This window comes from Bacillus sp. FSL R5-0560 (assembly GCF_037966305.1).
Classification (GTDB): domain Bacteria; phylum Bacillota; class Bacilli; order Bacillales; family Bacillaceae; genus Bacillus; species Bacillus mojavensis.
Genome location: NZ_CP150195.1, coordinates 3036448 through 3056944, shown reverse-complemented (window position 1 = coordinate 3056944; position 20497 = coordinate 3036448). Strand labels below are relative to the sequence as shown.

Genomic DNA, 20497 nt, shown 5'->3' with positions numbered 1-20497 from the left:
CTCTTCTTTTTCTAGTGGATTAATACAGGTATTAGGAATTTACATGATAAATAGATTTTTAATGGCGTTCTGATATTGACAGAATTGTATATACATAATAGTATTCTATTTGTTAACCTCGATTTATAAATGGTTAACAAATAGTCTGCTTTCTTCTGTAATCAAAGCTGAAAGGGCGAGAAGGTATGCAAGAAGAAACATTTTACAGTGTCAGAATGAGAGCTTCTATGAATGGGTCTCACGAAGATGGTGGAAAGCATATATCCGGCGGAGAACGGCTTATCACGTTCGATAATATGAAACATACGGTGAATGCCTTACTAGAAAAAGGCTTATCCCACTCAAGAGGAAAACCGGATTTTATGCAAATTCAATTTGAAGAGGTTCATGAGCCTGTAAAGACGATTCACCCATTACCAATCAAGACAAATGAAGTGGAATCCCCAGAAGAGGGACAAAGTCTTGCCCGATTCTTATTGGAGAGAGCGGGTGTTTCAAAAAAAGTGATTGAAAAAGCATATAAACACATTCCTGAATGGCGGGGTATCAGGGGAGCGGTGGTGGTTGATATTCACTCTGGCAACCGAATTGATCAAACACTAGAAAAAGGTGTACGGGTGTCCAGAATGGATTGGCCGGACGCCAATTTTGAAAATTGGGCGCTCCGCAATAACATGCCTTCCAATTCAAGAATAAAAGAGGCCCTTGCGCTTGCTTCAAAGGTGAGTGATCATCCGGCCGCTGTTGCAGAATTATGCTGGTCGGATGACCCTGATTACATAACAGGCTATGTTGCAAGTCATAAACTGGGCTATCAGCGTATTACAGCAATGAAAGAATACGGAAATGAAGAGGGCTGCCGCATCTTTTTTGCTAACGGCTCAGAAGATGTAAATAGTTACATAAACTATCTGGTAAAGCAGCCTATTTTCATTGATTGGGGGGAAGATGATGACTCAAGATTTGATAGAAAAAAGTAAAAAGCATCTTTGGCTGCCTTTTACTCAAATGAAAGACTATGATGAACATCCCTTGATCATAGAGAGCGGCAACGGAATCAAAGTAAAAGACATAAACGGCAAGGAATATTATGACGGCTTTTCTTCCGTTTGGCTTAATGTGCACGGGCACCGCAAAAAGGAATTAGATGAGGCCATCATAAAACAGCTTGGAAAAATTGCTCACTCCACATTATTGGGCATGACCAACGTTCCGGCGACCGAACTTGCCGAGACATTAATTGAGATCAGTCCGGAGAAGCTAACGCGTGTTTTTTATTCAGACAGCGGTGCAGAAGCGATGGAAATTGCTTTAAAAATGGCGTTTCAATATTGGAAGAACATCGGAAAGCCTGAGAAACAAAAATTTATCGCAATGAAAAATGGATATCACGGCGATACGATTGGTGCCGTCAGTGTTGGTTCTATTGAACTGTTCCACCACGTCTATGGCCCGTTAATGTTTGACAGTTATAAAGCTCCGATCCCTTATGTATACCGCTCTGAAAGCGGTGATCCTGTGCAGAGCCGTGATGAGTGTCTCTATGCGCTTGAACAGCTGCTAAAGGAACACCATCGCGAAATTGCAGCGCTTTCTATTGAATCAATGGTTCAAGGAGCATCCGGAATGATTGTGATGCCGGAAGGATACTTGTCAGGGGTGCGCCAGCTTTGTACAGCTTACGATGTCTTAATGATTGTTGATGAAGTTGCCACTGGTTTTGGCCGGACGGGGAAAATGTTTGCATGTGAGCACGAAAATGTTCAGCCTGATCTAATGGCTGCCGGAAAAGGCATTACAGGAGGCTATTTGCCGATAGCTGTCACCTTTGCCACCGAAGACATCTACCATGCATTCTACGATGATTATAAAGAACAAAAAACCTTTTTCCACGGTCACTCCTATACAGGAAATCAGCTTGGCTGTGCGGTTGCTCTTGAAAACCTGAGATTATTTGAATCTGAAAACATCGTTGAACAAGTTGCGCTAAAAAGTGAAAAGCTCCATTTGCTTCTTCAAGACTTGCATACTCTTCCTCATGTTGGGGATATTCGGCAGCTCGGCTTTATGTGCGGTGCAGAGCTTGTTCAATCAAAGGAAACTAAACAGCCTTATCCTGCTGATCGGCGTGTGGGGTACAAAGTTTCTTTGAAAATGAGAGAGCTGGGGATGCTGACAAGACCGCTCGGCGATGTGATTGCATTTCTGCCTCCGCTTGCCAGTACAGCTGAAGAGCTAGAAGCAATGGTGTCTATTATGAAAGAAGCGATCCAAGAGGTAACGAGCCTTGAGCATTGACAGCTGGTTAAGCAGCCGGTTAGACAAAGCGAAGGGAGCCGGCGTATACCGTACACTCAGAACAATGAACGGGCCTCCAATTCCAGAGGGAACGATGAATGGCAAAAATCAAACGGTCTGGTCGTCAAACAATTATTTAGGTCTGGCAAACCATAACCGTTTGATCTCTGCAGCCCAAGCAGCACTGCAGCAATTTGGAGCAGGAAGCAGCGGCTCGCGTTTAACGACAGGCAATTCGATCTGGCATGAAAAACTCGAAAAAAAGATTGCCGGTTTTAAACGGACAGAAGCGGCTTTACTGTTTTCAAGCGGCTATTTAGCCAATGTCGGTGTTCTTTCTTCGTTACCTGAAAAAGGCGATGTCATTTTAAGTGATCAGTTAAATCATGCAAGTATTATCGATGGCTGCCGCCTGTCTAAGGCTGATACGTGTATTTATCGTCATATCGATATGGCGGATCTTGAAGAAAAGCTGAGAGAAACACAGCGGTACCAGCGCCGTTTTATCGTCACAGACGGGGTATTCAGCATGGATGGCACGATTGCCCCTCTTCGTCAGATCATCGCCCTTGCTAAACGCTATCATGCTTATGTCATTGTTGATGATGCGCATGCAACAGGTGTTTTGGGTGAATCAGGAGGAGGGACGAGTGACCATTTCGGTGTGTGTCCTGACATTGTCATCGGCACGCTAAGCAAAGCTGCCGGAGTGGAAGGAGGTTTTGCTGCCGGTTCAGCTGTAATCATCGACTTTCTGCTGAACCATGCCAGAACGTTTATCTTTCAAACCGCTATTCCGCCGGCAAGCTGTGCAGCTGCCCATGAGGCGTTAGACATCATTGAAGCCAGCAAGGATAAACGGGAGCTTTTATTTTCTTATATCCAGATGATCAAAACGAATCTGAAGCACATGGGCTATACGGTGAAGGGGCATCATACACCGATTATTCCGGTGGTCATGGGCGATACCCGAAAAACGGTCACATTTGCTGAAAAATTGCAGGACAAGGGAATCTACGCCCCTGCCATTCGGCCGCCGACCGTAGCGCCAGGAGAGAGCCGTATCCGCTTAACCATCACAGCTGGGCACAGTATAAGGGATATTGATCATTTGCTGGAAGCATTTCGTTCAATTGGAAAGGAGCTGAACATCATTCCATGAGAGGTTTTTTTGTAACAGGAACAGATACAGAAGTTGGGAAAACGGTGATATCCAGCGGTCTTGCAGCTTTATTGCGAGAAAATAAGATGGATGTCGGAGTATTTAAACCATTTTTAAGCGGGATTTCTCGTCATCATCCGAATAGTGACACAAGCCTGCTGAAAGAGTTGTCGCAAACGAGTCTCTCACATGAAGAGATTACGCCTTTTGCATTCAAAGAGCCGCTAGCTCCATACGTTGCAGGAAAGATGGAGGGAAAGGCTGTCAAAATGCAAGAAGTCTTACGCCATTGGGAGCGGATAAGAGAAAAACATGAATGCTTCATCGTAGAAGGTGCGGGCGGAATTTCTGTGCCATTGGGAGAGGATTTTTTAGTCAGTCATGTCATGAAAGCGTTGCAGCTTCCTCTGATCATTGTGGCGCGTCCTCATCTCGGAACAATTAATCATACCTTTTTAACTGTCCAATATGCGAAAAGGATGAGTCTTCCAATTGCCGGAATTGTCATCAATGGGATCAGTGATTCTCCTGATCATGATGAAAAAACCAATCCTGAGATGATTGAGCGCTTATGCGGTGTGCCGATTTTAGGGGTAACGCCTAAGCTTGCCAACGTGACGAAAGAAACGGTTCTTCATATGGTAAAAGACCATATCGATCTATCATTACTGATGAATCAAGTGGGGGTAGGAGAATGAATCAATGGATGGAACTCGCAAACAGGGTGCTGGGCGGAGCAGAGGTGACCAACGAAGAGGCGCTTTCTATTTTAAACTGTCCAGATGAAGACATCTTGCTTTTGATGCATGGAGCTTTTCACATCAGAAAACGATTTTATGGAAAAAAAGTGAAGCTCAATATGATTATGAATGCAAAATCAGGGCTCTGTCCGGAGAATTGCGGCTATTGTTCCCAGTCTGCGATTTCGAAAGCGCCGATTGAGACTTACCGGATGGTGAAAAAGGAAACCCTTCTGGAAGGCGCAAAGCGGGCGCATGATTTGAACATAGGTACATACTGTATCGTGGCAAGCGGCAGGGGGCCGTCCAACAGAGAGGTCGATCAGGTCGTAGAAGCAGTACAGGAAATAAAAGAGACGTATGGGCTGAAAGTTTGTGCGTGTCTCGGGCTGTTAAAGCCGGAGCAGGCGAAACGGCTGAAAGCAGCCGGAGTAGACCGCTATAATCATAATGTCAATACATCTCAGAGAAATCATTCAAACATTACCACGTCACATACGTACGAGGACAGGGTCAATACGGTTGAGATTGCAAAAACCTCCGGCATGTCTCCATGTTCAGGCGCCATTATTGGGATGAAGGAAACGAAACAGGATGTCATCGATATCGCACAAAGCTTGAAGGTCCTTGACGCCGATTCCATTCCAGTGAATTTTTTGCATGCGATTGACGGCACACCATTAGAAGGCGTAAATGAATTAAACCCGCTGTATTGTTTAAAAGTGCTGGCGCTGTTCCGTTATATTAATCCGTCAAAAGAAATCCGCATTTCTGGTGGAAGAGAGGTCAATCTCCGCTCATTGCAGCCATTGGGGCTGTACGCCGCCAACTCCATCTTTGTCGGAGATTATTTAACGACTTCTGGACAGGAGGAGACGGAGGATCATAAAATGCTGAGTGATTTAGGATTTGAAGTAGAATCGGTCGAAGAAATGAAAGCCAGTTTAAGTGCAAATAGCTGAAAGCAAGAATAGAAGCAATCGGTGTCATGTCGATTGCTTTTATTTTTATAGAGTCAAAATGATGATGTCAGAATCATGAGAGGGAGCATATGACAATTCCAATTTCACTTACACCTTCTGCGTTTTTTAAAAACCCTTATCCTTATTACGACACATTACGTTCTGCACACCCTTTATATAAAGGGAATGTTTTAAAGTATCCAGGCTGGTATGTCACGGGATATGAGGAAGCGGCAGCAATTCTGAAAGATACCAGATTCAAAACACGTGTCCCGCTGCCCGAGACGTCTATGAAATATAAGGATCTAAATCATGTCCAGAAGCAGATGATGCTGTTTCAGAATCAGCCTGATCATAGGCGTCTGCGTCTACCGGTCAGCGGGGTATTTACTCCGAGAATGACAGAGTGCTATCGCCCATTTATAAATGAAACTGTCCATCATTTGCTTGATCAAGTGCAAGGTGAAAAAAAGATGGAGCTGATTTCTGACTTTGCTTTTCCTTTGGCAAGCTGCATTATAGCTAAGATCATAGGTGTGCCGGCAGAAGAAAGGGATCAATGTAAAGAGTGGGCGTCAAGCCTCGTTCAAACAATTGATCTAACCCGATCAAGAAAGGTGTTAACAGACGGCAATCAGATTACAGCAAAGATGAAGGAGTATTTTAGAGAGCTCATTCAAAAACGGAAACAAAATCCGCAGCATGATGTGATCAGCATGCTGCTGAAGGAAGAACAGGCTGATAAGCTGACGGAAGAGGAAGTGGCATCAACGTGTATATTGCTGGCAATCGCCGGACACGAAACAACAGTGAATCTCATCAGCAACTCAATTCTTTGTCTGCTGCAGCATCGAGAACAGTTTTTGCAGCTCAAAGAAAACCCAGCTCTAATTCATACCGCAGTTGAGGAATGCTTACGCTATGAAAGCCCCACACAAATGACAGCCCGTGTTGCGTCAGAAGAGATTGAAATGAATGGCGTAACGATTCGTCAAGGGGAGCAAGTCTATGTTCTGCTGGGGGCTGCCAATCGAGATCCAAAAGTATTCGCGCATGCCAATGAGTTCGATATCACCAGAAGCCCTAATCCCCATCTTTCATTCGGGCAGGGCCACCATATTTGTATAGGTTCTTCGCTGGCACGGTTAGAAGCACAAATTGCAATCAACACTCTTCTGCAGCGCATGCCAAGCCTGCAGCTCGCTGTTTCTGAAGTGCGATACCGGAAGCTAATTGGTTTTAGAGCGCTTATGGAGCTGCCAGTTACTTTTTAATGAAGGCTAAAGGAAGCCATGTGAATGCTGAAAAAGTGTCATCCCCTGGGAAAATGGGCAATCTATAAAAAAGGGGAGTGAACATATGAGAAAAGTGCTGATCGCTGGCGGAAATGGTGTGATTGGGCGGATATTGGCTGAAGGGCTTATGTCTGAGTACGAGGTGACGGTGCTGGATAAAGACCGTTACGATGGCATAACACACGCTATTCAGGCAGACGCGTCAAACTATGAAGATCTATTGAAGAAGATTCCGAGAGATACAGATGTGATCGTGAATTTACTCGCTGTCAAAATCAAATATAATGTCATGGATGTAGCTGAATTTGAAAAAATGACGGATATTTTTTATAGAGCAAGCTACTATTTGTGCCGAGCGGCAGCAGAACTTGGGATTCCAAAGGTTGTTTTCGCCAGCAGCAATCATGTGACAGATGTGTACGAAAAGGACGGGCATTCACTCTTAGGGCGGGAAATCACAACCGACGACTATCCGCTGTCAAAGAATCTCTACGGCGTCCTAAAGCTGACCTCGGAACATATCGGCCACCTGTTTTATCTGGAAAATAAGCTTTCTGTTATCAACCTTCGAATCGGAACTGTCGTTACAGATGAAATGGATACACTGCATGAGAAAGACCGGACGAAAAAAACGCTTCTTTCCCATCCGGACCTGCTGTCGATTTTTAAAGCAGCCATTGAGACGAATATCCGTTACGGCACTTATTACGCCGTCTCTGACAATCCCGGCAGGCCGTGGTCAATAGAATCCGCGGTTCAGGAGCTTGGGTTTACACCTCAAATCAATACGGCCGAGCTTCTGAAAGAGGAAGAAGAGAACGGCAATAACAGAGCATAATCATTTTCTAAGATTATGCTCTTTTTCTTTTATGATCGGTTTCAAGCCAATTCCGATGCCGCTGGGCAAGGGACAGTGTTCAAATGATTATAGACATGGCAATCACACATTTGCTACATTTTAGACACGATATCGTCACATGCTGCAGCTCGTTTTAACAAAATGACAACGCTTACAAAGGGGTGGGAACGATCGCACATTCACTGAAAAATCGCCTGTTTGATATTTTGATTTACGGATTTTTGCTGATGTTCGCTTTAATATGCATACTTCCGTTTATTCATGTCATTGCGGCATCCTTTGCCACAGTAGAGGAAGTGGTTTCAAAAAAGTTCATTTTAATACCGACCACTTTTTCGCTCGATGCCTATCGTTACATTTTTTCGACAGATATCATTTATAAAAGCTTGCTCGTTTCTGTGTTTGTGACAGTTGTAGGCACGGCGGTCAGCATGTTTCTTTCTTCACTGATGGCTTACGGTTTATCTCGCCGCGACTTAATTGGGCGGCAGCCGCTCATGTTTCTCGTCGTATTTACGATGCTCTTCAGCGGCGGAATGATTCCGACTTTCCTGGTGGTCAAATCGCTTGGATTGCTTGATTCTTACTGGGCCCTTATTTTGCCGACAGCGATTAATGCCTTTAACTTGATCATTCTGAAAAACTTCTTTCAAAACATCCCGGAGAGCCTGGAAGAGTCCGCAAAAATTGACGGCTGCAATGACTTGGGCATTTTCTTCAAAATTGTGCTGCCGCTGTCTCTTCCAGCGATCGCAACGATTTCACTGTTTTATGCGGTGACGTACTGGAATACGTATATGACGGCGATCTTGTACTTAAATGATTCAGCTAAGTGGCCGATTCAGGTGCTTTTGCGCCAAATCGTTATTGTATCAAGCGGGGTACAAGGGGATATGTCGGAAATGGGCTCGGGCAGCCCGCCGCCTGAGCAAACGATCAAAATGGCAGTGATAGTGGTAGCGACCATTCCGGTTCTGCTGGTCTATCCATTTATTCAAAAGCATTTTGCAAAAGGCGCTTTACTGGGTTCTGTCAAAGGATAAAAAATATGAAACGGAGGGGTATGATGGGAAACAAATGGAGGGTGCTTTTGTTTGTACTTGTGTTTGCTTTTGGAGGAGTGCTGGCGGGCTGTAAAGGGGCTGATCAATCATCAGCTGAAGGCAAGACGGACTCGGATTCAAAGGTAAAGCTGTCTATGATGGCGATTTTGTATCACCAGCAGCCGCCGAAAGACAGGGCGATCAAAGAAATTGAAAAGCTGACAAATACGGAACTGGACATCACGTGGGTTCCTGATGCGGTGAAAGAAGACAGACTGAATGCGGCGCTTGCAGCAGGCAATCTCCCGCAAATCGTGACAATTCAAGACATTAAAAATTCGTCTGTCATGAATGCCTTCAGATCGGGAATGTTCTGGGAAATAGGCGATTATATCAAAGATTATTCGAATTTAAACAAGATGAATAAACTCATTAATAAAAATGTCACAATCGATGGCAAGCTTTACGGGATATACAGAGAGCGTCCCCTCTCGAGACAAGGCATTGTCATACGGAAGGACTGGCTGGACAATTTGAATTTGAAAACGCCGGAAACGCTGGATGATCTTTATGAGGTTGCCAAAGCGTTTACAGAGAAAGACCCGGACAAGGATGGAAAAGATGATACATTCGGATTGACTGACCGAAATGATCTAATTTACGGCGCTTTTAAGACGCTTGGCTCATATGAAGGCATGCCGACAGACTGGAAGGAATCAAATGGAAAATTTACGCCTGATTTCATGACGAAAGAATACAAAGACACAATGGATTACATGAAAAAACTGCGTGATAACGGCTACATGAATAAAGACTTTCCAGTCACAAGCAAAACCCAGCAGCAGGAGCTGTTTTCTCAAGGCAAGGCCGGCATCTATATCGGGAATATGGTGGACGCTGTTAATTTGCGTGACAATGCCTCTGATAAATCAATGGAGCTGGAGATCATTAACCGCATAAAAGGCCCTGACGGAAAAGAGCGTGTATGGGCGTCAGGAGGGCATAACGGTGTATTTGCTTTCCCGAAAACGAGTGTGAAATCAGAAGCCGAGCTGAAACGGATTTTAGCGTTCTTCGACCGAATAGCCGAAGAGGATGTCTACAGTCTGATGACTTACGGCATTGACGGGGTCCATTACAATAAAGGAAAAGGCAAAACATTCACAAGAAAAGAAAGCCAGGTAAAAGATTGGCAGACTGATATTCAGCCGCTGTCCGCCTTAATCGCCATTGATAAAGCTTACTTAAAAAACACCGGTGATCCGCTGCGGACAGCGTACGAGGAGCTGACGGAAGACAATGAAAACATCATCGTCTCCAATCCGGCAGAGAGCTTGTATTCCGCCGCGGAGTCAGAACGCGGAGATGAACTGAAAAAAATGATAGACGATGCCACCTATAAATATATGATTGGAGAAATCACAGAAAGCCAGTTTGATAAAGAGGTTGAAAAATGGGAATCAAGCGGTGGAAAGCAGATTATTCAGGAATACGAGGAAGCGTTTAAAAAAACAAAGTAATAGTGAAAAAACCCAAAACATGCAAGCGCGGTTTTGGGTTTTTATATGCTTCTTTTTTGCTGGCGATAATTGCCGGGTGTGATGCCTTCCAGCTTCTTAAAGGATCTGATAAAGTTTTGCGAGTTTTTGTATTTGAGCTTTTCCGCTATGTCTTTCACCGCCATGTCGGATTCAGCCAGCCAGCTTTTTGCCATATGGTGACGGTAATTCGAGACATACTCGCTGAATGAAATGCCCATTTCTTTTTTGAAAATGCTGCTTAAGTAGTTCGGGTTGTAGTGCAGCCTGCGGGCAATTTCGTCCAGCGTTAAATCGGATTCAAACTCATGGTGGATGATATGGATAATGTTGTCGGAAATATTTTTGTACTGTGCATCGGCCCGGGCATTTACTTTGTCTGTCATCGGATCAATGAACTCTTGCTTCAGCCAGTTTTCGGTATCCTCGAATGTCTTCAGCTCAAAAATTTGGTCATACAGCATTTTGTTTTCTTCAAGCTCGAATAGTTCAATTCCGAGCACATGCATCAGCTCAATGACATGGTTCAGAAAACGGGCGATTGCAATCTGAAATTGGTACGGATTGGTGTTGTGTGTAAAAATCGACTGTAAAATCGCGTGCAGGCATTTGTCTGCTTTCTCCTTGTCACCGGCTTTTACAGCATCGAACAGCTCATGCTGAAGCTGCTTCGGAAAGTGGGTTTTGAACGTTTTTTTCTGATCCAGATCTTCATAAAAGATAATCGATTTGTTTTCTGCTTTCAGCCGGTATTTTAACGCTTCTGAGCCTTCCGCATAAGCGTTTTTTGCCATAGCTAATGCACCAAACGGCTGGCTGACGCCGATGCTGACAGACAGGTGCAGCTCAGCTTCAACTGTATCCTGAATCATCCGGGCAGTATCATTCAGCTCGGCTATAAATTCCTCTTTTGTCCCGCTTTCATTCATCAATATGGTTGCCTGCTGTTTATCAACTACCGCTGGTGCAAGACGTTTTTCCGCCGGGATGTTCCGCTCAATCAGGCTGTTGACGGCAAACAACAGAAGATCCATATCTTTTTTCTCATACGGTGTCTGATTCAGCGTGTCAATTTGGAGCACCAGCAAGGCGAGGTGACGCCAATTTTGTTTTAAGCCGAGGCTTTCAAAGCGGTTATTGACCTCCTCATCCGTCAGCTTTCCAAGCATAAGCCTGACCATAAAATATTGCTGAAGATGAGTGGCCTGCTGTCTCATTGTTTCTTCAAGGTCGTCATTTCTGTTTTTGAGATGCTTGAAGCTTTGCTCGATTAATTCAAACTCATTTTGATGAGGCTGTTTTTCTGGGAAGGCGCCGTGCCGCGCAAATGAGTCATAAAGCAGCCGGATCGGTTTATAAAAATGCCGGGAGCCCAGCCAAGAAAACAACAATGAAAGCGCTAACAAAATAGAGCATACCGTAAAGGTGATCCAGCCGATTGACTTGGCTTCTTTTTTTAGTTCGGGCAGAGAAACGAGAGAAAAATAAGTCCATGTGTTATAGTCTGATTTTTGATAGGTCACTTTATATTGAATGCGGTCAATGACTGTTTCAAACTGTCCGCTTTTGGAGTTTTCCGCCAGCATTTTTTTGACAAAGTCGTCGTTCTGAAGAGAATCACCTATTTCAGACATGTTGTTGTGAAGGATGATACGGCCTTTTTCATCAATGATAAACACGCTGTTTGCGCTTGAATAATCAGGCATATTTTTAACGAGCGAACAGCTTGGGATGCTTGCGGCTGCCAGTCCCTTTGTGTTTGTGCTGTTCAGCGGGAGCTGCTTAATCAAATTGATATTATACCGGCAGCTTTCTGAAGCGCCTTCCTTTGTGGAGATCAAACGGTTGTTTTTTTCCAGCGTCCAATAGGACCGGCTCGCTTTGTTTTTCGAATAGGCTTCGGCTGCTTCATGAAGGGAGTCCGTATTCATGCGGTATAAACCGGAATTGTTCATGTACCAGTTTTTCATATAGCTAACAAGCGTCATGTTGGACAAATCGGTATCAAAGCTTTGCAAATAGTTGAGCTCTTGGTTCACTTGGTCATAAATTTGAAATTGGTCAGAGTGCAAAGGCTCGGACAGTGTGCGGAGGAGAGGCGGCGAACTCACATAGTGGGTTAAAGAATGATCGACGGTTTTTAGGATGTGCTCGATGCTTAGCTGGGTCTGCTGGAGTGTGTCGAGTTTTTCCTCCGAAACGTTGGAGATGGCCGTTTTCTGAGAGTGCTCGTACGAAAACAAACCGACCAAAATGACGGGAATGGTGCTGAGTAAACAAAAAAACGTGATGAGTTTGTAATAAAACTTGTATTGACTTCTTTTCATAAAACCCCCCATTTCATAACACCTTAATACAATTAATCCAAAGATTGATAGATATTGTCAATAATCATTTTCTAATATCGGTGTCTTTTCTTCAGGTAGAGAGGCGGAACCCTTGATGACAAAGGGCTCAGGCAGAATGTGATCATATGATTGTAGACGGACTTTTGCAGGCTGCGCTACAGTGAAAACAAGAACCCGTGAAAGGAGGCTTTGAAACGATGAAAACAGCAGAAGCGCAAGCACCGGCTGTTGACGCAGTCATGTTTAAAAAAGAAAAAAGAAAGCGCTTACTAAATAAGCTGATGCAGCAGAAGTATTTGTACTTTATGATTTTGCCGGGATGTATTTATTTTTTGCTTTTTAAGTATGTTCCAATGTGGGGAATCGTGATTGCGTTTCAGGATTACCAGCCGTTTCTCGGCATTTGGGGCAGTGAGTGGGTCGGGCTGAAGCATTTTATCAGGCTGTTTACTGAGCCTACCTTTTTTGTCCTGTTAAAAAATACGCTCGTGCTCTTTGCCTTGAACCTGGTCATCTTTTTTCCGGTGCCGATTTTATTAGCGCTTCTTCTAAACGAAGTGCGGATCGCACTCTTTAAAAAATTCGTTCAGACGCTGATTTATATTCCGCACTTTATGTCCTGGGTCATTGTTGTATCGCTGTCATTTGTGCTTTTGACAGTAGACGGAGGCCTGATTAATGAACTGATTACGTTTTTTGGCGGCGAAAAAATCAATTTTCTGCTGAATGAAGAATGGTTCCGTCCGCTGTATATTCTGCAGGTCATCTGGAGAGAAGCGGGCTGGTCAACGATCATCTACTTGGCTGCAATGACAGCGGTTGATCCCCAGCTTTATGAAGCGGCAAAAATGGACGGAGCGGGGCGGCTGCGGCAAATGTGGCATATTACGCTGCCGGCTATCAAAAGCGTCATCGTCGTTTTGCTGATTTTGAAAATCGGGGACACGCTGGAACTTGGCTTTGAGCATGTATATTTGCTGTTAAACGCCACAAACAGAGAAGTCGCGGAAATTTTTGATACGTACGTTTATACTGCAGGGCTGAAACAGGGCCAATTCAGCTACAGTACAGCGGTCGGCGTATTTAAAGCAGCGGTCGGGCTGATTTTGGTCATGCTTGCGAATCGTTTGGCAAAGAAATTCGGCGAGGAAGGAATCTATTAAGAAAGGGATGGGATCAATGGATCGATCAATCGCTGTAAAATCACCTCTTACGTACGCGGAGGCATTGGCAAAAACCATTATGAACACGTACACAGTGGAGGAGCTGCCGCCTGCAAACCGCTGGCACTACCATCAAGGTGTTTTCTTATGCGGTGTATTGCGGCTGTGGGAAGCAACCGGACAAAAGCGATATTTTGAGTATGCGAAAGCTTATGCAGATCTCTTAATTGATGATTATGGCAATCTATTATTCAGAAGAGATGAGCTGGACGCCATTCAAGCTGGTCTTATTCTTTTTCCATTATACGAACATACGAGTGATGAGCGGTATGTAAATGCCGCAAAAAGGCTGCGAGGACTATATGGAACGCTGAACCGGACGTCTGAGCAGGGGTTCTGGCATAAAGACGGCTATCCTTATCAGATGTGGCTTGACGGCTTATATATGGGCGGGCCGTTTGCGCTGAAATATGCCAATCTGAAGCAGGAGCCAGAGCTGTTTGATCAGGTCGTGCTGCAGGAATCACTGATGAGGAAGCATACGAAGGACTCAAAAACAGGACTCTATTATCACGCCTGGGATGAAGCGAAAAAAATGCCTTGGGCGAATGAAGAAACAGGCTGTTCGCCAGAATTCTGGGCGCGTTCTATCGGCTGGTACGTCATGTCTCTCGCTGACATGATTGAAGAGCTGCCGAAGAAGCATCCAAACCGTCGCGTATGGGAAAAAACGCTTCAGGACATGATTGAAAGCATTTGCCGCTATCAAGACAAGGAGACGGGGTTATGGTACCAAATCGTTGATAAGGGCGACAGGTCCGATAACTGGCTGGAAAGCTCAGGATCCTGCCTGTACATGTACGCAATCGCAAAAGGAATCAATAAAGGATATCTTGACAGAGGTTACGAAACAACACTGTTAAAGGCGTATCAAGGCTTGATTCAGCATAAAACCGAAACAACAGAAGACGGTGCGTTTCTCGTCAAAGATATTTGTGTCGGAACGTCTGCCGGTTTCTATGACTATTATGTCAGCCGCGAAAGAAGCACAAACGATCTGCACGGGGCCGGTGCGTTTATTTTGGCCATGACAGAGACGGAGACTCTTTTTAGGACAGCAGAAAAATGACGACAGGTTTACGTACGGCTTTCTGTGTGATCGTCTCAGTGCTCTTTTTGGCATCATGCTCAAGCAGGCCGGACGGATTGCATGTCATCCTCTTTTCTGATCTCCAGGCAGGCGTACAAGAAAAAATAAAAGAGGCAGCTGGGCAGGGGACCGGGAAGGTGGATATCTTTCCCGCTTTGCCGGAAAAGCTGCTGACTGAAGTTACGGCTCACGAGGGTGACGTCTTTATCGTGCCTGAAGACTTGTTTGCAGCATACGATGATCCAGAAAATTTTCAGCCGTTAGACGAATTGCCAGTGGGAAAAACATCTCCTTATACAGCCGTAAATCAAAAAACGGGAGAAAAAACAGTCTATGCCGTTCGGATTGAGAAAGGGGAAAAACAGCTGAACGGCTATTCTTTTCGGCTGAATCGAAATATGGCGGCGTTTATCCCTGTATACTCCGAAAAAACAGAGGAAGCGCTGCAGCTGATTTCCCAATTAACAGAAGTCCGATAGGGGTGGGGACCATTGAAAAGCATCGTCATTTGCGGAGTAAGCAGCAGAGCCCTCAGCATGTTTATCAAACCGCTGCTCAAACAGTTTTCAACCATTTATGAAATTACGGGATTACTGGATGCCGATCCGAAACGATTCGCCGTCTGCAAAGAGGCATTTCCGGAGCTTGCACACGTACCGGAGTATAAAGAAGAAGATTTTGACAGTATGATGAGCGTTTCGAAGCCAGACATTGTTATTGTGACAGGAAGGGATGACACCCATGTCACCTATATATTGAGAAGCCTTCAGTGGGATACGGATGTCATAACGGAAAAACCGATGGTAACGACGGTGCAGGATGCAAAGCGGGTGCTTGAGGCAGAAACGAAAAGCAAAGGGAAGGTTACTGTCGCGTTTAATTACCGCTACAGCCCGTATCACCGGAAAATCAAAGAGATGATTTTAGAAGGAAAAATAGGAAGGGTCACCTCTGTGGATTTGAATTGGTATATTGATACCTATCACGGCGCCAGCTATTTTAAACGCTGGAACCGATCCAGGCAATTTTCCGGCGGTCTTTCTGTCCATAAATCCACTCATCATTTCGATCTGGTGAATTGGTGGCTCGGCCAAAACCCGGCGGAGGTATTTGCTTACGGCGAGTTGAATTACTACGGGCCGGACAGTGAGTGGAATCCGCTGCCGGAAGAAGATGGGCGTTTTTGCGGCACATGCCGGGTCAAAGAGAAATGCCATTACTATGCAAGATGGCATCCCCGTGCTTCTAAAGCTTCTGTAAAGGATGATCATCTCAAGGCGGATGCAGACCAATCAAGCTTATATACCGCATATCGCCCTGACGCGTGCATTTTTGACGATGAGATCGACATTGAGGATACCTATGTGGCGGCTGTCAAATATGACGGCGGTGCGCTGTTAAGCTACTCGATCATATTTTCCGCTCCATACGAAGGCTATCGCCTTACGATAAACGGCACAAAAGGACGTATTGAATCAAATGAATTCCATGAGCCTTCCAGAATCCCGTTTGCTTTTCCCGAGCAGACAATTGAGTATTATCCGCTTTTTGAATCGAAGCAAACCATTCAAGTCGTCAAAAATGAGGGAGGGCACGGCGGAGGAGATCCGCTTTTGCTCGCTGATCTATTTATAGGCAAAGATCCGCTGCGCCAGTATGACATTTTGGCCGGAGCCGAAGCCGGAGCCTATTCTATCGCGGTCGGTGAGGGAATATGGCGCTCCGTTGTTGAAAAGAAACCAATTGATATTAAACAGCTTTTCCACATGCAAAATGTATAAAAGCGAAAAGGAGGGGCTTTCGTGGAGCATGACGGATCAATGGCACGGGTGCTGCGTTTTTGTGAATGGATCATGAGGTTTGCGTATACCAATTTGCTTTGGCTGCTTTTTACCATCATCGGTCTCGGAGTGTTCGGTGTCATGCCCGCGACTGCTGCTTTGTTCGCTGTCATGCGAAAATGGATTCAGGGTCAGGATCACATTCCGGTGCTGCCGACATTTTGGCGGGAATACAAAGCTGAGTTTCTCCGTTCCAATTTGATCGGTGCTGTATTGGTATTAATCGGTTTGATCATTTATATCGATTTGGCCTTTATTTACCCGAGCCACTTCTTATTGCATATCCTGCGCTTTGCTATTATGATATTCGGCTTTCTGTTTGTATCAATGCTTTTTTATGTGTTTCCGCTGCTCGTCCACTTTGAATGGAAGAAGCGCCTGTATTTTAAGTTTTCCCTCTTGCTGAGTGTGGCGTACTTACAATATACCCTCGTCATGCTTGCGCTGACTGTTGCGCTCTTTTTCCTGCTTGCTTATCTGCCGGGAATTGTCCCTTTTTTCAGCGTCAGTCTCATCAGCTACTGCCACATGAGGATTGCTTATGCCGTCTTGGTGAAGCTGGAGCAGCAGGATCATGAGCCGGCAAAGAAACATCCTACACCAGAAGCTTTATATCCGGAGACGAGATAAACATTTCTCTATCATATATTGATTCCAAACGGAATAGAGTGATAGAGAAAGGAGAGCGGATAAATGCTGAAGGTGGCAGTGTTTGATGAAGAGCATGAAAAAGATTTGCAAACGGAGATCAATTCGTTTTTAAAAGGAATATCGGAAGAGCAGCTGGTTGATATCAAATATACGGTTTCAGCGGCGTGCGACCCTGAAGGCGAGCAGCTCTACTGTTTTTCCGCACTCATTCTATATCGAAAATAAAAAAGATCTTTCCGCGTACTGCGGGAAGATCTTTTTTATGGTTAAGCCTTTTTCACTCTTGGGCTTCTCGGTTTCTGGAATTTCTCTGCTGCTCTGATTTCTCTTCGTTCTCTTGCCAATGCTTTATAAAGAGCAGCAATCATGAGCAGGATAACAATTGAAAACGGCAGTGCCGCCAAAATCGCTGTGTTTTGCAAAGCAGCAAGTCCACCGGAATACAAGAGCGCAGCTGCCATAGCAGACTGAATGATACCCCAGCTGAGTTTGACTGAATTAGCCGGGTTTAATGAACCGTATGTCGTCTGCATACCAAGGACAAATGTCGCTGAATCAGCTGATGTAATAAAGAACACGGCGATCAGAATCAATGCCAGGATAGACGTGATCATTGTCAGCGGATAGTGATCCAGTGTTCCGAACAGCATCGTTTCGGAAGACTGCTTCGCCACATTAAAGATACCTTTTTGCTGAAGGTCCATTGCGGAAACACCGAAAATGGAGAACCATAGGAAAGCCAAAATACATGGTGCCACCAGGACGCCGATCAAAAATTCACGGATTGTCCGGCCTCGGGATACACGAGCGATGAAAATGCCGACAAATGGAGACCAGGAAATCCACCATGCCCAATAGAAAATCGTCCAGCCGTTGATCCATTCACGTTTGCCTGGATCGTTCGGCGCCAGTCTGAAGCTCATTTGAACAATGTTTTGAATATACTGCCCAATTGAATCTGTAAGTGAGTTCATGATCAAAACGGTAGGTCCGACAACCAGCATAAACAGCATCAGCAATCCGGCTAGTACCATATTGGTGTTGCTTAAATACTTAATGCCTTTTCCGAGTCCGCTCCAAGCCGATAGTAAAAAGAGCACTGTTACAATAACAATCAAAATCAATTGAACGATAAAATGATTCGGAATTCCGAATAGGTAATTCAATCCGCCGTTAATTTGAGTTGCGCCGATCCCCAGACTCGTTGCAACGCCGACAACTGTAGCGAAAACAGCGATACAGTCAATCAGTTTACCGATCGGGCCGTTTACTTTATCGCCGAGAATCGGAGTCAGTGTGCTGCTGATTAATCCAGGCGCGTCTTTGCGGAATTGAAAATATGCGATACATAATGCCACGACGGCATAAATGGCCCAAGCGTGCAGTCCCCAGTGGAAAAACGTGTACCGGAGCGCATCTCTGAAGGCTTGGGGGGTTTCTGTTTCACCTGATGGAGAGCTAATTGCGTAATGGCTGATCGGTTCAGCCGCACCATAGAATACTAAGCCGATTCCCATGCCTGCACTGAACAGCATGGCAAACCAAGATAATAACCCGAATTCCGGTTTTTCATCCGGTTTCCCCAGTTTAATTTTTCCAATCGGGCTGACAATTAAAAAGAGACAGAACCCGACAAACAAAGAGACAACTAATAGATAATACCAACCAAATGAATCTGTTATAAACGATTGTGCCGATTGAGACACGTTTTGCAGGCTGTCCGGAGAAATAACGCCCCACAAAACGGCAGCGGCTGTGATGACAATCACAATCCAAAATACACTAGAAATATTCTTCAAACATTCTCACCCTCTGACTTTTTTGTGTACGCCTATATCTTCCTCGCAGGCTTAGTATGGTCGTACGATGGCAGATCATTCCTTCCTGTAAATTACCCCGCAATCAGGTGAAACAAAACAAATCTCACCCTATCATTTTTGCGGGAAATTTTCAAATGTCCGGCATGCTGTAAGTGTTTGGGAAATCTCGTGTTTAAGTAAGGGAAAATCGTCCGGCATTCAGTCCGGCAAGTCTGCCTGTGACGAGCGCAGATGTAATATTGTATCCGCCTGTATAACCGTGAATATCTAAGATTTCGCCGCAAAAATACAGGCCGTCCATTTTTTTAGACGCCATCTTTTTCGGGTCAATCTCCTTCACCGATACACCGCCTCCTGTGACAAACGCTTTGTCAAGTGACAGCGTGCCGTTTGCGAGAACGGTAAATTGCTTGCAGTCTTTGACAAATTGTCTGAAAGGCTCCTTCGGCAGCTCAGAAAATGATATGTTTGGCGAAATGCCGTTTTTTTCGAGCAGGAAAAGGAGGTAGCGCTCCTGCATCCAAGGCTTCAGCACATTTTTTAACGCTTTTTTCGGCGCATCCTTCAGCTCCTTGTGCATCTTTTGGAATAACGTTTCTTCATTGATATCCGGAAACAAATCAATTCTGACGGGCACTTCCGGCTGTTTTTTCAGCTCTTTCACGATAAACTGGCTGCACCTGAGTATGGCGGGGCCTGAGAGGCCGAAATGAGTAAACAGCATGTCCATCTTATGTGTGACAATGGCTTTGCCCTTTTTGTTTAACACACTGACGGCGACATCTCTGAGCGATAAACCCTGCAGTGTTTTTTTCTTAATAAACGGCTCGGCAGATGTGACGGGCACCTCTGTCGGGAACAGCTCTGTTATTGTGTGGCCTGCGGCTTCGGCCCATTCATAGCCGTCACCCGTGCTGCCGGTATGAGGAACGCTTTTTCCGCCAACCGCGATAATGACTGCCTGACTATGAATCACTTCGCCATTATTCGTCACAATGCCTGCCGCATGTCCATCTTCATATGTAACAGATTTGATTTTTTCGTTCGTTCTAATCGTCACACGCAGCTGTTTCAGCCTGTTTAACAGCGCGTCGACAACACTTTGCGCTTTGTCTGTCACCGGAAACATCCGGCCGTGATCCTCTTCCTTCAGTTTGATCCCGAGATTTTCAAAAAACTTGATAATATCTTCATTATTAAATTCGGAAAACGCACTGTATAAAAAACGGCCGTTGCCGGGGATGTGCTTAATAATTTCTTCGACAGGAAGGCGGTTCGTCACATTGCAGCGGCCGCCACCGGATATGGCAAGTTTGCGGCCTAACTTGTTTCCTTTATCTATTAACAAAACGTCAGCGCCCTGTTCCCCGGCTGCAATGGCAGCCATCAGACCTGAAGGGCCTCCGCCGATTACAATTACGTCATACTGCTTCATCTTTATCATCAACTTTCTTTTTACATTTCGTGTGCGGAACGCTGTCCGCAGTACTATTATAGCGAAAGACAGGTTCTGCTTAAACGTATTTTGCCGCAAACTTGTATTCTTCCCTGAGATTGCTTTTGTATTTATTACCGTCTATATGCCCATTTGTGGTAAAATAGAAAAGTTGAATCTTCGTAGAAAATG

Annotated in this window: 18 protein-coding genes; 15 read left to right on the top strand and 3 right to left on the bottom strand. The window is 45.0% G+C overall.

Going from position 1 to position 20497, the window contains the following annotated elements; all coding sequences use genetic code 11:
* The first annotated feature begins 185 nt into the window (after nt 1–185).
* The 9 genes from bioW to NST56_RS16075 all read left to right on the top strand — a co-directional run bounded on the left by bioW (nt 186) and on the right by NST56_RS16075 (nt 9879).
* Nucleotides 186–980, top strand: a complete 795-nt coding sequence (gene bioW / locus NST56_RS16115) for a 6-carboxyhexanoate--CoA ligase (RefSeq protein WP_268447718.1) — start codon at nt 186–188, stop codon at nt 978–980.
* The gene (gene bioA / locus NST56_RS16110) at nt 952–2298 is read left to right on the top strand and encodes an adenosylmethionine--8-amino-7-oxononanoate transaminase (protein WP_268447717.1); all 1347 of its coding nucleotides are present in this window, start codon (nt 952–954) and stop codon (nt 2296–2298) included. Before bioW ends, bioA begins: the two co-directional genes overlap by 29 nt.
* The gene (bioF, locus tag NST56_RS16105; protein WP_268472181.1) at nt 2288–3460 is read left to right on the top strand and encodes an 8-amino-7-oxononanoate synthase; all 1173 of its coding nucleotides are present in this window, start codon (nt 2288–2290) and stop codon (nt 3458–3460) included. Before bioA ends, bioF begins: the two co-directional genes overlap by 11 nt.
* Nucleotides 3457–4158 carry a dethiobiotin synthase gene (bioD, locus tag NST56_RS16100; protein ID WP_268472183.1) on the top strand — a complete coding sequence of 234 codons (702 nt, stop codon included), beginning with the start codon at nt 3457–3459 and terminating at the stop codon, nt 4156–4158. The genes bioF and bioD overlap by 4 nt, the downstream gene beginning before the upstream one ends.
* Complete coding sequence (gene bioB / locus NST56_RS16095) at nt 4155–5162, top strand: biotin synthase BioB (protein WP_268447714.1); 1008 nt, start codon at nt 4155–4157, stop codon at nt 5160–5162. The genes bioD and bioB overlap by 4 nt, the downstream gene beginning before the upstream one ends.
* An 89-nt stretch (nt 5163–5251) precedes the next feature.
* Complete coding sequence (locus NST56_RS16090; RefSeq protein WP_339177740.1) at nt 5252–6436, top strand: cytochrome P450; 1185 nt, start codon at nt 5252–5254, stop codon at nt 6434–6436.
* A gap of 85 nt (nt 6437–6521) precedes the next feature.
* Nucleotides 6522–7295 carry an NAD(P)-dependent oxidoreductase gene (locus NST56_RS16085; RefSeq protein WP_339177739.1) on the top strand — a complete coding sequence of 258 codons (774 nt, stop codon included), beginning with the start codon at nt 6522–6524 and terminating at the stop codon, nt 7293–7295.
* A 203-nt stretch (nt 7296–7498) separates the two neighbouring features.
* Nucleotides 7499–8359: a carbohydrate ABC transporter permease gene (locus tag NST56_RS16080; protein ID WP_168749488.1), complete on the top strand. Its 861-nt coding sequence runs from the start codon at nt 7499–7501 to the stop codon at nt 8357–8359.
* Nucleotides 8360–8382: 23 nt separating this feature from the next.
* Entirely contained in the window at nt 8383–9879 is a 1497-nt protein-coding gene (locus NST56_RS16075; RefSeq protein WP_339177736.1) for an extracellular solute-binding protein, read from the top strand.
* 41 nt (nt 9880–9920) lie between these two features.
* Here NST56_RS16075 and NST56_RS16070 read toward each other — a convergent pair whose 3' ends face one another.
* Entirely contained in the window at nt 9921–12236 is a 2316-nt protein-coding gene (locus tag NST56_RS16070; protein ID WP_268472190.1) for a helix-turn-helix domain-containing protein, read from the bottom strand.
* A 206-nt stretch (nt 12237–12442) separates the two neighbouring features.
* Between NST56_RS16070 and rmgP the strand changes: the two genes are divergently transcribed.
* From rmgP to NST56_RS16040, 6 genes are all read left to right on the top strand, one after another.
* The gene (gene rmgP / locus NST56_RS16065) at nt 12443–13408 is read left to right on the top strand and encodes a polygalacturonan/rhamnogalacturonan ABC transporter permease (RefSeq protein WP_229146464.1); all 966 of its coding nucleotides are present in this window, start codon (nt 12443–12445) and stop codon (nt 13406–13408) included.
* A 7-nt stretch (nt 13409–13415) separates the two neighbouring features.
* Entirely contained in the window at nt 13416–14537 is a 1122-nt protein-coding gene (rmgQ, locus tag NST56_RS16060) for an unsaturated rhamnogalacturonyl hydrolase (protein WP_268472192.1), read from the top strand.
* The gene (locus NST56_RS16055; RefSeq protein WP_268472194.1) at nt 14534–15037 is read left to right on the top strand and encodes a lipoprotein YteS; all 504 of its coding nucleotides are present in this window, start codon (nt 14534–14536) and stop codon (nt 15035–15037) included. The genes rmgQ and NST56_RS16055 overlap by 4 nt, the downstream gene beginning before the upstream one ends.
* A gap of 12 nt (nt 15038–15049) precedes the next feature.
* Entirely contained in the window at nt 15050–16339 is a 1290-nt protein-coding gene (locus tag NST56_RS16050; RefSeq protein ID WP_268472196.1) for a Gfo/Idh/MocA family oxidoreductase, read from the top strand.
* Nucleotides 16340–16360: 21 nt separating this feature from the next.
* Nucleotides 16361–17029, top strand: coding sequence for a YesL family protein (locus NST56_RS16045; RefSeq protein ID WP_268472198.1), 669 nt, complete (start codon nt 16361–16363; stop codon nt 17027–17029).
* 63 nt (nt 17030–17092) lie between these two features.
* The gene (locus tag NST56_RS16040; RefSeq protein WP_003325003.1) at nt 17093–17275 is read left to right on the top strand and encodes a sporulation protein Cse60; all 183 of its coding nucleotides are present in this window, start codon (nt 17093–17095) and stop codon (nt 17273–17275) included.
* A gap of 41 nt (nt 17276–17316) precedes the next feature.
* Here the strand turns inward: NST56_RS16040 and NST56_RS16035 are convergent, their stop codons facing one another.
* Together NST56_RS16035 and NST56_RS16030 are read right to left on the bottom strand one after the other, a co-directional pair.
* Entirely contained in the window at nt 17317–18849 is a 1533-nt protein-coding gene (locus NST56_RS16035) for a BCCT family transporter (protein ID WP_069487046.1), read from the bottom strand.
* Between the two features lie 193 nt (nt 18850–19042).
* The gene (locus tag NST56_RS16030) at nt 19043–20305 is read right to left on the bottom strand and encodes an NAD(P)/FAD-dependent oxidoreductase (RefSeq protein WP_010331531.1); all 1263 of its coding nucleotides are present in this window, start codon (nt 20303–20305) and stop codon (nt 19043–19045) included.
* Nucleotides 20306–20497: the final 192 nt, after the last annotated feature.

What these genes read in the sequence shown, in the direction of transcription:
- bioW (WP_268447718.1), top strand. Translation starts at nt 186, where the DNA reads ATGCAAGAAGAAACATTTTACAGTGTCAGAATGAGAGCTTCTATGAAT.
- bioA (WP_268447717.1), top strand. Translation starts at nt 952, where the DNA reads ATGACTCAAGATTTGATAGAAAAAAGTAAAAAGCATCTTTGGCTGCCT.
- bioD (WP_268472183.1), top strand. Translation starts at nt 3,457, where the DNA reads ATGAGAGGTTTTTTTGTAACAGGAACAGATACAGAAGTTGGGAAAACG.
- bioB (WP_268447714.1), top strand. Translation starts at nt 4,155, where the DNA reads ATGAATCAATGGATGGAACTCGCAAACAGGGTGCTGGGCGGAGCAGAG.
- NST56_RS16090 (WP_339177740.1), top strand. Translation starts at nt 5,252, where the DNA reads ATGACAATTCCAATTTCACTTACACCTTCTGCGTTTTTTAAAAACCCT.
- NST56_RS16085 (WP_339177739.1), top strand. Translation starts at nt 6,522, where the DNA reads ATGAGAAAAGTGCTGATCGCTGGCGGAAATGGTGTGATTGGGCGGATA.
- NST56_RS16075 (WP_339177736.1), top strand. Translation starts at nt 8,383, where the DNA reads ATGGGAAACAAATGGAGGGTGCTTTTGTTTGTACTTGTGTTTGCTTTT.
- NST56_RS16070 (WP_268472190.1), bottom strand. Translation starts at nt 12,236, where the DNA reads ATGGGGGGTTTTATGAAAAGAAGTCAATACAAGTTTTATTACAAACTC.
- rmgP (WP_229146464.1), top strand. Translation starts at nt 12,443, where the DNA reads ATGAAAACAGCAGAAGCGCAAGCACCGGCTGTTGACGCAGTCATGTTT.
- rmgQ (WP_268472192.1), top strand. Translation starts at nt 13,416, where the DNA reads ATGGGATCAATGGATCGATCAATCGCTGTAAAATCACCTCTTACGTAC.
- NST56_RS16055 (WP_268472194.1), top strand. Translation starts at nt 14,534, where the DNA reads ATGACGACAGGTTTACGTACGGCTTTCTGTGTGATCGTCTCAGTGCTC.
- NST56_RS16040 (WP_003325003.1), top strand. Translation starts at nt 17,093, where the DNA reads ATGCTGAAGGTGGCAGTGTTTGATGAAGAGCATGAAAAAGATTTGCAA.
- NST56_RS16030 (WP_010331531.1), bottom strand. Translation starts at nt 20,305, where the DNA reads ATGAAGCAGTATGACGTAATTGTAATCGGCGGAGGCCCTTCAGGTCTG.